General features: G+C 43.7%; 12 protein-coding genes. 6 read left to right on the top strand and 6 right to left on the bottom strand.

The annotated features are described in order from the left end of the window. Positions 1 to 248: 248 nt before the first annotated feature. From RH949_RS29740 to RH949_RS29730, 3 genes are all read right to left on the bottom strand, one after another. A complete protein-coding gene (locus RH949_RS29740) occupies positions 249 to 815 on the bottom strand; it encodes a Uma2 family endonuclease (protein ID WP_446358265.1) in 567 nt (188 codons plus the stop codon). Positions 816 to 921: 106 nt separating this feature from the next. Beyond that, positions 922 to 1269 (bottom strand): translation initiation factor, encoded by a 348-nt coding sequence (locus RH949_RS29735; RefSeq protein ID WP_006103111.1) that lies wholly within the window; start codon positions 1267 to 1269, stop codon positions 922 to 924. Between the two features lie 168 nt (positions 1270 to 1437). Then, complete coding sequence (locus RH949_RS29730; RefSeq protein ID WP_446358262.1) at positions 1438 to 2646, bottom strand: NupC/NupG family nucleoside CNT transporter; 1209 nt, start codon at positions 2644 to 2646, stop codon at positions 1438 to 1440. A 240-nt stretch (positions 2647 to 2886) separates the two neighbouring features. Here RH949_RS29730 and RH949_RS29725 point away from each other — a divergent pair, with 240 nt between their 5' ends. Beyond that, on the top strand, positions 2887 to 7104 hold the full coding sequence (locus RH949_RS29725) for a PAS domain S-box protein (protein WP_446358260.1): 4218 nt from the start codon (positions 2887 to 2889) through the stop codon (positions 7102 to 7104). A gap of 180 nt (positions 7105 to 7284) precedes the next feature. Here RH949_RS29725 and RH949_RS29720 read toward each other — a convergent pair whose 3' ends face one another. Next, positions 7285 to 8478 (bottom strand): cysteine desulfurase family protein, encoded by a 1194-nt coding sequence (locus tag RH949_RS29720; protein ID WP_446358258.1) that lies wholly within the window; start codon positions 8476 to 8478, stop codon positions 7285 to 7287. A gap of 39 nt (positions 8479 to 8517) precedes the next feature. On the opposite strand from RH949_RS29720, the gene RH949_RS29715 reads away from it, so the two are divergent. The 5 genes from RH949_RS29715 (at position 8518) to RH949_RS29695 (ending at position 10523) form a co-directional block, all read left to right on the top strand. After that, positions 8518 to 8667, top strand: a complete 150-nt coding sequence (locus RH949_RS29715) for a hypothetical protein (RefSeq protein ID WP_446358256.1) — start codon at positions 8518 to 8520, stop codon at positions 8665 to 8667. A 102-nt stretch (positions 8668 to 8769) separates the two neighbouring features. Beyond that, positions 8770 to 9219, top strand: coding sequence for a hypothetical protein (locus RH949_RS29710; RefSeq protein WP_446358254.1), 450 nt, complete (start codon positions 8770 to 8772; stop codon positions 9217 to 9219). Between the two features lie 154 nt (positions 9220 to 9373). Next, positions 9374 to 9877 carry a DUF4365 domain-containing protein gene (locus RH949_RS29705; RefSeq protein WP_044208946.1) on the top strand — a complete coding sequence of 168 codons (504 nt, stop codon included), beginning with the start codon at positions 9374 to 9376 and terminating at the stop codon, positions 9875 to 9877. Then, positions 9874 to 10413: a hypothetical protein gene (locus tag RH949_RS29700; RefSeq protein ID WP_044208943.1), complete on the top strand. Its 540-nt coding sequence runs from the start codon at positions 9874 to 9876 to the stop codon at positions 10411 to 10413. The genes RH949_RS29705 and RH949_RS29700 overlap by 4 nt, the downstream gene beginning before the upstream one ends. Then, positions 10401 to 10523, top strand: coding sequence for a hypothetical protein (locus RH949_RS29695; protein ID WP_006103112.1), 123 nt, complete (start codon positions 10401 to 10403; stop codon positions 10521 to 10523). Before RH949_RS29700 ends, RH949_RS29695 begins: the two co-directional genes overlap by 13 nt. A gap of 1098 nt (positions 10524 to 11621) precedes the next feature. Here RH949_RS29695 and RH949_RS29690 read toward each other — a convergent pair. Further along, entirely contained in the window at positions 11622 to 12224 is a 603-nt protein-coding gene (locus RH949_RS29690; protein WP_446358251.1) for a Uma2 family endonuclease, read from the bottom strand. 61 nt (positions 12225 to 12285) lie between these two features. Further along, positions 12286 to 12888, bottom strand: coding sequence for a Uma2 family endonuclease (locus tag RH949_RS29685; RefSeq protein ID WP_446358249.1), 603 nt, complete (start codon positions 12886 to 12888; stop codon positions 12286 to 12288). Positions 12889 to 12913 lie beyond the last annotated feature (25 nt).

Here is a 12913-nt window from a genome sequence, read left to right as displayed (position 1 = left end):
AGCTGTTCGGCATTTAAACCTTAATATCAGTAATGGCGAAAGCCTTGTAGTGCGAGCATCTTGCTCGCTACTAATACCCAATTTAAATGCATGACAGCTTAATCAGCCACCTTAACCCTCCTTTAGTTTAAGCTAAAAGCGAAAGTCGTCTTAAGATAACGGGATAAGACATCTAGTCCATTTTAATGGACTTCAGCTATTAGCCCGGAGTTTGAACTCTGGGCTGATGAGCAGGGCGAAAATTTTAATTAAAAATCTACATCTTCATAAAGCGCAACAAAGGTTACTGTGAAACCAATACTTTCGAGTTTAAATTCTTGCTGTATAGGAGTATAAAACTGCAACACCCATAGCCCTTCATCATTGCGGCGGAAGCAATCAACTCGTTGCCGTTTGGTATTAATTAATACATAGTCACGGAGACTTTCCAATTCCTGATAGTCAGCAAATTTATCACCTCGATCAAATGCTTCAGTCGAATCCGATAAAACTTCAACAATCAGAGTCGGGAATCGCTTATACGTTGAGGTTTCTTGATCTCGTGGATCACAAGTAACAATAACATCAGGATAATAGAACCGATTTAACGATTCTATGCGGGCTTTCATATCGGAAATATAGACTCGACAACCCGAACCTCGGACATGACTACGGAGTAGAGCAAAAAGATTTCCAGCAATCGTAACATGAGAGTCATTGGCTCCAGCCATAGCATAGATTTGCCCATCAATATATTCATGTTTTATTGGACTCTGTTCTTCCATTGTCAGGTATTGGTCAGGTGTAAGATAAGGATGTTGAGGAGAAGCAATCATCGTAATTTTTTTATAAAATGTTTTCCATAGTATAGCAAATGTAGGGGCGCAAGCCTTGCGCCCCCAACTAATTAGATACACTGACTACAACATTTTTCAAAAGACGCTAACCGCCACTAATTTTGGCTTTATACCCCAACTGCGTCAAAATTTCCAGCAATTTCTGAGCATGATCCCCTTGAATTTCCAAGGTATCATCTTTAACCGTGCCACCACTACCACATTTAGTTTTAAGCTGTTTGAGAAGTTGGGTTAAGGTATCGGGTTTACATTGAAAACCAGTAATCACTGTCACTGTTTTACCCTTGCGCCCCTTGCGAGACGCTTGAACGCGCAAGTTTTGCTGATTGGGCGGAAGTTCTTGGACTCCGCGTTCCGTAGCCGCCGAATTACTACCAAATTCTTGGTAAGCTACGCGCTTTTGGGAGGAATTAGAAGATTTGCGTTTAGACATAGTGTTTAAATCGTTTTGTTCAATTATCGGTGTGGAGGGCGGGTTTTGTTGTTCATTTATCGGTGAAATATGAATTTAGTCCCTAAACCCGCCCCTACAGTGGCTTATTCAATTATTGGTGTGGAGGGCAGGTTTTAAGGAAAGACGTGCCATGTTATTTGATGATTTTTACAATAACATTCCAGCAATACAAGCGGTCATAAAACAAGCGAGTGTTCCGCCAATTAATGCTCTCACGCCTAATCGTGCTAAATCAGGTTGCCGATTTGGTGCGATTCCGCCAATTCCACCCAGTTGAATCCCAATTGAACCAATATTGGAAAAGCCACACAAGGCGTAAGTAGCAATAATAATTGACCGTTCCGATAGCTGAGATTGCTCAATCAATGCTTTGAGATCCAGATAAGCAATAAATTCATTCAAAATCGTCTTTTTTCCTAACAAAATTGCCACCTGACCACAATCTGACCAAGGAACACCCATTAACCACGCCACAGGAGCCAAAATAATCGCTAAAATTGATTCTAGCGTGAGCTGGGGTAGTCCAACTAATCCACCCAACCACCCCAGAATACCGTTCACCATAGCTAACAGTCCCAAGAATGCAATCAACATTGCTGCTACATTGGCGGCTAATTTTAACCCATCCAGCGCCCCTGTCGCCGCCGCATCAATCCCATTAACCGTTGTCGGCTTCACCTCCAGGGTAATTTTCCCGGCGGTTTTCGAGGACTCTGTTTCCGGATACAAGAGTTTAGAAATGGCTAAAGCGGCTGGTGCAGACATCACCGAAGCAGCGATGAGGTGTTCGGCGGGAATTCCAAAGGAAATATAAGCCGCCAAGACACCCCCAGCTACGGTGGCAAATCCTCCTGTCATTACCGCGTGCAACTCAGAAAGCGTCATTGTGGATACATACGGTTTGACTAATAGCGGGGCTTCCGTTGAACCGACAAAGATATTCGCTGCTGCACTCAGGGTTTCTGCGCCCGATGTTTTCAAGGTTTTGAACATTACCCAAGCGACTGCCTTAACCACCTGCGGCAAAATTTTATAGTGATAAAGAATCGTGATGAAAGACGAGAAAAAGATAATTGTCGGTAGGACTTTGAAGGCAATAAAGCGCTCCTCTAAATTTTCACCCAAAACAAACTTTGCCCCAGCATCAGAGAAATCCAGAAACTGAGTCACTAACTGCCCTAAAAACTCAAAGACAACCAACCCTGGTGCTGTCCTGAGAATTAACACCGCCAGAATTAATTGCAAGGCAATACCCCATAATACAGGTTGCCAGCGAATCCCCCGCCGATTGACAGATAAAACGTAGCCTAAGCCGATGAATACCAGCAGCCCCAAGGCAGAAATTAAGCGTTCCATAGTATTTCTCTGACCAAAAAATAGAGATATCCAAAAAAGTCGTCTATACTTAAGGTTTACTCATTGGATTTGACAGGTTTAATCCTAAGTCATTTCGTGGCGATCGCAGAAAAAATCATCGCCCCAGCCAGCCAGTATGAAATATCCAGAGAAAAAATTAGATAAAACCCTGAAACAAGTCTAGAAATCTTGAATTAAATAGGAAGACAGAAAAACCGTTGGCTTCAGGAGCGCTTCTCCATGAGCATTGCTACTGCTTTTAAACTGAATCATAACAATGGTTTAGCGATCAATCGCTATCCTCTCACCGTGACACCTGATATCTCGGTGGAGGAGGCTTTAGCGCGGATGACTCAGACTCACAGCAGTTGTCTACTTGTACTAGCCAATCATCAACCGAATAGTCCGGTTGTAGGTATTTTTACTGAACGAGATACCGTGCAACTCATTGCTTCCGGTGTTGACTGGCGAACCTTATCTCTGGCGTCTGTGATGACGACTTCAGTGATGACGATCACAGAAACTGAAGCCCAAGATATCGTTACCGTGATTAATTGCCTGCGTCAGTATAAAATTCGTCATCTTCCGGTGGTGGGAGAGAGGGGAAATTTAATCGGTGTAATCACACCGCAAACGATTCGCGATGTTCTCCAACCCGTTGATTTACTTAACCACAAAAAAGTCTCCGATGTGATGGCTACCCGTGTGATTCACGCCATGGAGACAACTTCTATTTTGGAACTCGCACAACTGATGAATGCACAGCGAGTCAGTTGTGTGGTGATTGTCAAAGAGGCTGAATTTCCTGTTTCCCAGCAAAATTCAGTCAAGGCGGCTTTTGCAGAAACGTTACCAATAGCACAACCGAATTTCCTAAACCCGCCCCTACACACTCAAAACTTACTCCGCCCAATCGGTATTGTCACCGAACGGGATATTGTCCAGTTTGGCAACTTGGGATTGGATTTGGCAAACACCCCCGTTACCACCGTAATGAGTACCCCGCTATTACTCATTCAACCCACTGACTCGATTTGGAGTGCCCATCAACTCATGCAGCAGCATCGCGTGCGACGGTTGGTTGTCTCAGGTGAAGCCGGAGAATTGGCGGGTTTAATTACGCAGACACAGATCCTGAACACGATTAATCCCATTGATATTTATCAAACCGTGGATACCCTAGAACATTTGTTAGATCAGCAAACATCTCAATTGCGTCAGTTAAATCAACAACTGCGACAGGAAATTAGTAAGCGTGAATTACTGCAAGCCAAATTTCAATCCTCTGAAGCCAAAATCCGGGCTGTATTTGAGGCAATGACGGATATCGTTCTGGTGATTGATACTCACGATCACCAGATTCAAGAGGTTGAAGTTATTCCCACCGCTTCAAATTGTCTGTATGAGGATACAACATTTATAGATCAGATCATCCAGCGATTGTTGGGAGATCCCACCCAAACCGATTCAGTATGGGTGGAAACGATTCAACAGGCGATCGCCACCCAGCAAACCCTGACTCTAGATTACTGTCTGTGGCTACAGGGGCGAGAGGTTTGGTTTAGCGCCAGTATTTCCCCGATCGCGAAACACTCGGTTGTCTGGGTGGCGCGGGATATTAGCGATCGCAAACGGATGGAAGCTGAACTGCGAGAGAGTGAAGACTGTTTCCGTAAGGCGTTTAACTACGCGGCTAGTGGGATGGCGTTAGTCGCCCTCGATGGTTATTTTCTGAAAGTTAATCGTTACTTGTGTGAAATTATTGGCTATTCCGAAGCCGAATTATTAGCCAAAACTTGCCCAGAAATCACCCATCCTAGTGATCTAGAAGCGGAACGTGATTATACCCGTCAACTCCTCAACGGTGAAATTCGTTACTACCATTTAGAAAAGCGATATATTCATAAACAGGGACATAGTATCTGGATTCTCTTGAGCGTTTCCCTGGTGCGAGATAGTCGGGGTAACCCGTTGTATAGTCTTGCTCAAATGCAAGATATTACCGAGCGAAAACAGATTGAAGAAGCCCTGCAAGGAAATCAAAGGTTGCTGCGTGCTATTACTCAGGCAAATCCCAGTATCTTGTATATTTATGACCGCATCAATAAGCAAATTCTTTACTTTAATCGCAAAATCCAGAACCTGCTTGGCTATACACCGGAAGACGTGATCCAGATGGAGGATGATCTTCTGGCGACGCTGATGCACCCCGATGATTTACCGGGAATTCTCCACCATTTTCAGCACTTGGAAACCGCCCAAACTGACCAGGTATTTGATTTAGAATATCGAATTAAGCACAAAAATGGGGAATGGCGCTGGCTGTCTAGTCGGGAGACAGTCTTTACCTGGAACCAGGAAGGGAAACCGGAGCAAATTTTAGGAACCGCCACTGATATTAGCGATCACAAACAAGCTGAAGCCGCCCTGCGGGAAAGTGAAGAACGATGGCAATTAGCGCTTCAGGGGAATCAGGATGGGATTTGGGATTGGAATATCACCACGGGGGAAGCCTTAATCTCTGATCGCTACTGCGAAATCCTGGAATACGATAACGATCAATTTAAACTTGATTTTCAGGGATGGCAAAACCATCTGCATCCTGATGATATTGGCTTGGTGAATCAGAGTCTACAAGATTACCTAGCGCAAAAAATACCCCATTACGCGATCGAGTATCGTTTGCGCTGTCAGGATGGAACCTACAAATGGCTACACTCTCGCGCCCAAGCCCTCTGGGATGAAGCGGGACATCCGGTGCGAATGGTGGGTTCTACCCGCGATATCACCGAACGCAAACAAGCCGAAGATCAACTCCGCTACCAGAAGGAACTTCTACAAACCATCTTTGACCATATTCCGGTGATGATTTGTTTTTATGATGCCACGGGTCATATTCGATTAGTTAACCGAGAAGTGGAACGGGTTTTAGGGTGGGATAAAGGTGAATTGGATACGATTGATTTGTTAACCGAATGTTATCCCAATCCAACAGATCGCCAGAAGGTTTTGGATTTTATGTTCGATGCGTCCGGAAAATGGCAAGATTTCAGCCTACAGACTAAAAACGGTCAAATTCTGGAAACCTCGTGGGCAAATATTCGCCTCAGTGATGGCACCAGTATTGGTATCGGACAAGATATCACGGATCGCAAACGGGCAGAAATTAAACTGAGAAAGAGTGAGGAACGCTGGCAATTAGCGCTCTCAGGTAATAATGATGGGATTTGGGATAATAATCTGATTACCAATGAGCATTTCTTATCGCCCCGTTGTCTAGAAATACTCGGATATGACTATGAGACTATCAATACGTTTGACAAATGGATGAGTTACATTCATCCGGCTCATGTCTCCTTAGTTCAGGACACCTTTCAACGGCATATTAACAGGGAAACACCTGATTATTCCCTAGAGTATCAGATGCGCTGTCAAGATGGAAGTTATAAATGGGTGTTGGTGCGGGGACAGGCACATTGGGACGAGTTAGGCAATCCCGTCCGCGCTGTTGGTTCAATTACAGATATCACGGAGCGCAAGCAGGCGGAGGAACGAGAGCGGCAAAAAACACGGGAGTTAGAATTCACTCTCAATCAATTAAAACGCACTCAAACCCAACTGATTCAAGCGGAAAAAATGTCGTCGTTGGGACAAATGGTGGCGGGAATTGCCCACGAAATTAATAATCCCACCAGTTTTATCTATGGGAATATCGAGCCTGCGACGGAGTATGCTCAAACCCTACTCCACTTAGTCCAGCTTTATCGACAGCACTATCCGCAACCTGTCAGCGCGATCGCGGAAGAACTCGATACTATAGATGTTGATTTTATTGCCTACGATTTCCCCAAACTACTAGCCTCTATGGAAGAGGGGGCGAATCGAATCATTAAGATTGTCCAATCCTTACGCAATTTTTCGCGTTTGGATGAAGCGGAGTGCAAGCAGGTCAATATTCAGGAAGGGATTGATAATACGCTGTTACTCTTACAGCACCGACTTAAAGAACAATCCCATCGTCCTCAGATTCAGGTGATTAAAGAGTATTGTCAATTACCAAAGCTTAAATGTTATCCGGGTCAGCTAAATCAGGTGTTTATGAATATCCTCAGTAATGCCATTGATGCGCTAGAGGAGAAACTGGAAACTGACCTCGACTTTGAACCCAAAATTTGGATTCGCACGGCTGTGATTCCCGGTGAGGAAGGGTCTAAGGATAGCGAGAATCAGGGTGGTTCAAAGGTGGTAATTTATATGGGAAACAGTGGTGCAGAAATACCAACCGAGGTTTACCAACGCATATTTGATCCATTCTTTACCACAAAACCTGTAGGTAAGGGAACGGGTTTAGGATTATCCATCAGTTATCAGATTGTCGTGGAACGCCATGGGGGTGAGTTGCGCTGCGATTCGACTCCCGGTCAAGGAACGGAGTTCGCGATCGAATTACCAAGTTAGTGATCTAAGTATAGCAACCGCCATAGCTGTTAAGCTGTTCGGCATTTAAATTGGGATACCTAAAACCCTGAAAGGCAACAGGCAACAGGCAACAGGCAACAGGCAACAGGGAATACACAATTTAAATGCGTTTGTAGAGACGTTGCATGCAACGTCTCTACAATGGTGCTTGGTTTTTGTTTAATTTCCATCAATAGCTTGACGAATTTTGCTAACGGCTGTTGACAAAATTTCAGCGGCTTGACTAATTTCTGTATCTGTGGTAAATTTGCCCAAACCGATACGTAATGCCCCTTCTATTAAATTATCCGATAAGTTTATCGATCGCAGTACATGGGATGGTGTTTCAACCCCGGACGTACAGGCGGAACCTGTGGAGATGGCGAGTTGGGAACGGATTCTGGCAATCACTGCACTATTGGGAATATCAGGAATAGAAATATGGAGATTCCCAGCAAGGCGGTGAGTCGTGTCGCCATTAATAACGACGTCGGTAATGCTGTCTTGCAGCAGGGTTTGGAGTTTGTCTCTAGAGGATGCGATCGCGGTTTCATCGTCTGCCATTTCTAACTGACGCAGGCGACAGGCTTCACCTAAACCGACAATACCCGGAACATTAAGTGTACCCGATCGCATCCCGTTCTGATGACCCCCACCCCAGAGAATCGGTTCTAGGGGATATTTTTTTCGCACCACTAATGCGCCTGAACCTTTGGGTCCATAGAGTTTATGGGCGGAGATGGCGAGGTATGTGATCCCCCAGTTTTGAAAATTGATGGGAATTTTCCCTACCGCTTGGGATGCATCACAGAGGAAGGGAATTCTGTAGGTTTGGGCAATTTGTCCGATATTTTGTATCGGATAAATTGTACCAATTTCGTTATTGGCTGCCATAATACACAGCAAGGAAATGCCGTTTTTACAGATATTTTCCAGATAATCCAAATCCAGTCTACCTTTGGAGTCAACCTGAAGATTAATGATTTCGGCTAATCCTTTTTTGGCGAGGGTATTGCAGGTGTCTAAAACGGCTTTATGTTCCACCGGGGAGACAGCAAGGCGGGGTATTTTTGAGGTATTACTATGGTGTAATCTAACGAATCCTTGGAGGGCGAGGTTAATGCTTTCAGTTGCGCCAGAGGTGAAGATAATTTCTTTGGCGGATGATCCGATTAAATTAGCGATATGAGTTGCGGCTTGGGATACAGCTTGTTCGGCTTCATCCCCATAAGTATGGTCAATGCTGCTAGCGTTACCAAAGGCGGTAGTCATGTAGTGTAGCATTTGGGTTGCCACTCTGGGGTCAGTGGGGGTGGTAGAGTGGTAGTCGAGGTATATGGGGCGGGATTGGCTAGACGGCTGGGATAGGGACATAATTTAATTGGCGATAACTGGGTAGAAGGTTTAATCAGGGTGAATATTAACATCCAAAAAGAAGAATTCAGCTATGCTTATGTTTATGCGATCGCTTCAGCCGCAGGTTATTCCTTCCAGAGAACAACTACGCCCTTAGATCAACTGGGAATTGACTTGATTTTACAGGGATTGGTGTGCAGGGAATAATGGGGAATCCTCAGCTATACGTTCAACTCAAATGTACTTCAAGAGCAATTCTAGATGAAAATCATCTGAAGTATCCACTCAAAGTTAAGAATACAGAACTATTTGGAGAATAAAGCTTCAACTTGGATACAAGAAAATGAGACAGGAGAGTCGGTGACTATTCTGTTACCCCTGAATCAGGGTATACCGGGTTTTCCGGTTTCTATGAGTGTTATTTTGGAAACACTGGAAAAACAGGAAAATCGTTCTCAACTTGAGATTATTGGCGAACTCATTACTACAGCTAATAATCTAAAAATCCAGGGAATTGTTCGGCTAATTCATGCTCCTAATACTGACCAATTAAGTGGAAATATTATCATCTTTGGTGTAGTATTTGATCAACTTCGGGAAATTAAGATGGAGTTGTTTAACCATGAGTACATTCTTGCTATAAAAGCCTATCAAGAACGGTTTCCTATTTTCTGTACAGGAGATTTAGTTAAAGAAGATAGCGGCTTTGTGCTGAAAAATATCCATAATTTTGCTCTAGATGAGTCGTGGAAAAACTAAACGGGAATGCTTTGTGATCGCGTTTTCATATTCGGTTATTTTCAACTGGCGCAGGTGACAGGTTTCGCATAAGCCCAAAAAAGTTGAGAGTTCATTGCTTAGGGACAAGATTCAGGTAAAATACTCTGTTAACTGGGTAGAGGGTATAATCAGGGTGAATATTAACATCCAAAAAGAAGAATTCAGTTATGCTTATGTTTATGCGATCGCCTCAGCTGCAGGTTACTCGTTCCAATTGGCACCAAGACCCTTGGACATGGATGGCATTGATGCAATTATCGCCGCTACCGCTGCGCCGGGAGTAATGCGTCGTCCCCGACTAGAAGTGCAGATAAAATGCACGTCACAAGATGTACTGGGTACTGAGGAAATTAAGTATCCTCTCAGCGTGAAAAACTATGACGATTTAAGATACGATGAACCCTACAATACCCGAATTTTAGTTGTAGTTTTAGTTCCAGAAAATCCCGCTGATTGGTTGCATCAGTCGGAAAGGGAACTGTGTTTGAGACGATGCGGTTACTGGGTGTCATTGCAAGGTCAGCCTGCTATATCTAATCAAACATCTGTCACTGTCTCAATTCCACGCCAAAATGTTTTTACGGCTGATGCCCTAAAAAGGATTATGGACAGTCTGGAAAAAGGAGAAACGTTATGAAACCAACGATTCAAAATGTGGATTTACTACTGGGTATACAACCGACAGAAGTGGCTAAATATTTACAATCTCATGGTTGGCAGAAACAAAGTCAGATAAAGGAGAAAGCTTCAATTTGGACATTGCCAGCCAACTCCGAGCCAGAATTTGAGATAGTTTTACCCTTGAAACCTGAAATTCCTGGTTTTGCGTTACGCCTTTATGAGGTGGTGCAAACGCTAGAACTTGTGGAAAATCGTTCGTACTTTCAAATCTTAGGTGATTTAGTCACTCAAGCTACGAATATTCACGTTCAGGGAATTATTACTCAGTTGGACAAGTTTGGTGAAGCTGAACGTGTGATTTTGATGGGGTGTGCTGTCGGGAAGTTCCGTAAAATTAAGTTTGATTTAACAGCAGCAGACTATCCCTTCGCTGTTAAAGCTTATCAAGAACGCTTGCCAGTAGTGTGTACGGGGGATTTAGTTAAAGCGAACGAGCTTTTTGTTCTGAAAAATATCCGTAATTTTGCTCTAGATGAGTCATGGAAAAACTAAACTGGAGTGGTTGGCGATCGCAAGGCAGTGGATTCGGAGAGTTACCCAGAGTGCTAATGCACGATGGTAGCGTAACACAGCTAAAATGGTGGAATAGATTTTATGGTTAAATCGGGCGCACGTCGGTGCGCCCCTACGGTTTCCGGGCGTAAGCGTCATCCACAAAATTAGGTGGAATGGCACTGAAATAAGCATTATGAGATCGCCAAAACCCTTGATATACCCTAGGGTGGGCATTGCCCACCCGATTTAAGTCAGTGACATTCAAATTAGGTGTACCCGCCACTAGAGCTATTAGCTACCTTAAAGGGATGTGAATAATTTGGTCTTGAAATTCATTTTATTCGGCTGCTAGAGCAATGAAAATTAAGTTGTCAATAATTGCTCCAATTTCTGCTCTAGGGCGAAGTACAAAGATTCCTGGAATATGACAACCTTGGGATAAATGGTCAGTTAAATTTAATTTGCATTGAGAGCAACTTTTCCTGGTTCTTGCTCGGCTTTTAAAGTTATTCATTTAAGATTCCTCCTTCAGTTTCATCGGCTTTTTTTATTGCTTAGACATGATTATCTGTAAGACCATCTAGCAAACCCTTGCCTTGTAGCTATAGACAGTAAAGGACTAAGAGTAGATTCATAAGCAGCTTTAAGAATATGTAAATCCAGAATATTATTTTTATCCCCAATTTTCAAGTCAGTTAGATAAGGTTCAATATAGTTACTCCATTGGGTTTGTCCCAGGCTTTTATTTGCTATAGAAAGCCCTAAATGCTGTAGATTCACAAATTCATCAAAGTATTCCTCTTTTCCCGTTCGCTGGATTTTTATGCGTGGAAAGGTGCTTGTGATAGCTTACTGTGGCTGAAACTTTTAGTTGAAATCACTCGACTTTACGGAGTTGATGGAACAATAGGTAAAGAAGATGAGCTTGAAGAATTGGTTAGCAGGCTAGAGAAAATATTGGATAACATCGATATAACCCTTTGGACAGGCACGACGGATATTCGAGAGTTATTGTATAAAGTTAAACAGGATAGAGAAAAATACTTATCTTTGCCTGAATAACCCTGTCTCTGTTCTAGTTGTATAAGGCACGGTGAGGCAGTGCAAGATTTTTAGGCTGGGGGAACATTCAGGATAAAGGTTTCGACTACTCAGATAGCAAAATTTTTGAAAAATGCGGGCAAGGCGCTTTCCCTACACTGCCCTCACCAAATTTTGCTTAAATCCAACACAAATCCGGGTAATACCGACTCACCACTTACAGTTGCGGGATTATCCAAACATTCCACCGCCACTCCTGGACGATAGATATAAACCTGTCGCTTTTTGCGATCAATCAGCCAACCTAACAGCGCCCCATTGTCAATATACTCCTGCATCTTAGTTTTGAGCGGTGTCAAATTATCAGAAGCCGATCGCAGTTCCACCACAAAATCAGGACAGATGGGAGCAAAAGTGTTCTGTTGTTCAGGAGTCAGGGCGTTCCACCGTTCTAGTTTTACCCAAGCCGCATCAGGGGAAACCTTTGCACCATTAGGAAGCGTAAAGCCAGATGATGAGTCAAATTCAATTCCCGTACCATCAGCATCTGTCCAATTTGCTAATTGCTGATTCAACTTAGCATTTCGGTTGCCCGTGTCTGATCCGGTGGGGGGCATAATTAGTAATTCTCCTGTCGCCATGCGTTCAATTCGCAAGTCGCGATTAATTTGACAGAACTCGAAAAACTGCTCATCTGTCAGATTAATTATCGGCTGTAAATGTAACACCAACGGAGAATTTTCTACTTGAGTTGTTGCTTCAGTCATTGTCATGGCACAAATCCTTGGCGGCTGTTATGAAATAGTAGGACACTCTGCCTAGCTACCCTCACCAAATTTTGCTTAAATCCAACACAAATCCGGGTAATACCGACTCACCACTTACAGTTGCGGGATTATCCAAACATTCCACCGCCACTCCTGGGCGATAGATATAAACCTGTCGCTTTTTGCGATCAATCAGCCAACCTAACAGCGCCCCATTGTTAATATACTCCTGCATCTTAGTTTTGAGCGGTGTCAAATTATCAGAAGCCGATCGCAGTTCGATCACAAAGTCAGGACAGATCGGCGCAAACTTTTGCTGCTGTTCAGGAGTCAGGGTGTTCCACCGCTCTAGTTTCACCCAAGCCGCATCAGGCGATCGCTCTGCACCGTTGGGAAGGGTAAAGCCAGTGCTGGAGTCAAAGCCAATACCAGTCCCATCCTGTTCAGTCCAATTGTACAATTGTCCGTTCAGTCTAAAATTGCGTCCACCTGTTTCCGTACCAGTGGGAGGCATAATTAGTAGTTCTCCCGTAGCCGTGCGTTCAATGCGTAAGTCGCGATTAATTTGACAGAATTCAAAGAATTGATCATCAGTCAAATTAATGACTGGATGCAGGTGCAACACTAAAGGAAACGTTTCTATCTGAGTTGTTGCTTGAGTCATAGCACAAATCCTTGGCGGCTGTCGT

Origin of the sequence: Coleofasciculus sp. A1-SPW-01, assembly GCF_040217205.1 — a bacterium.
GTDB classification, from domain to species: Bacteria; Cyanobacteriota; Cyanobacteriia; order Cyanobacteriales; family Coleofasciculaceae; genus Coleofasciculus; species Coleofasciculus chthonoplastes_A.
Note: the sequence above shows the minus strand (reverse complement) of the source record. Positions and strands in the feature narration are given on the sequence as shown.

Coding starts and splice junctions, on each gene's coding strand:
- RH949_RS29695 (WP_006103112.1), top strand. CDS start 10,401: ATGGAAAAACTAAACTGGAGTGGTTGGCGATCGCAAGGCAGTGGATTC.
- RH949_RS29740 (WP_446358265.1), bottom strand. CDS start 815: ATGATTGCTTCTCCTCAACATCCTTATCTTACACCTGACCAATACCTG.
- RH949_RS29685 (WP_446358249.1), bottom strand. CDS start 12,888: ATGACTCAAGCAACAACTCAGATAGAAACGTTTCCTTTAGTGTTGCAC.
- RH949_RS29730 (WP_446358262.1), bottom strand. CDS start 2,646: ATGGAACGCTTAATTTCTGCCTTGGGGCTGCTGGTATTCATCGGCTTA.
- RH949_RS29720 (WP_446358258.1), bottom strand. CDS start 8,478: ATGTCCCTATCCCAGCCGTCTAGCCAATCCCGCCCCATATACCTCGAC.
- RH949_RS29735 (WP_006103111.1), bottom strand. CDS start 1,269: ATGTCTAAACGCAAATCTTCTAATTCCTCCCAAAAGCGCGTAGCTTAC.
- RH949_RS29700 (WP_044208943.1), top strand. CDS start 9,874: ATGAAACCAACGATTCAAAATGTGGATTTACTACTGGGTATACAACCG.
- RH949_RS29725 (WP_446358260.1), top strand. CDS start 2,887: ATGAGCATTGCTACTGCTTTTAAACTGAATCATAACAATGGTTTAGCG.
- RH949_RS29690 (WP_446358251.1), bottom strand. CDS start 12,224: ATGACTGAAGCAACAACTCAAGTAGAAAATTCTCCGTTGGTGTTACAT.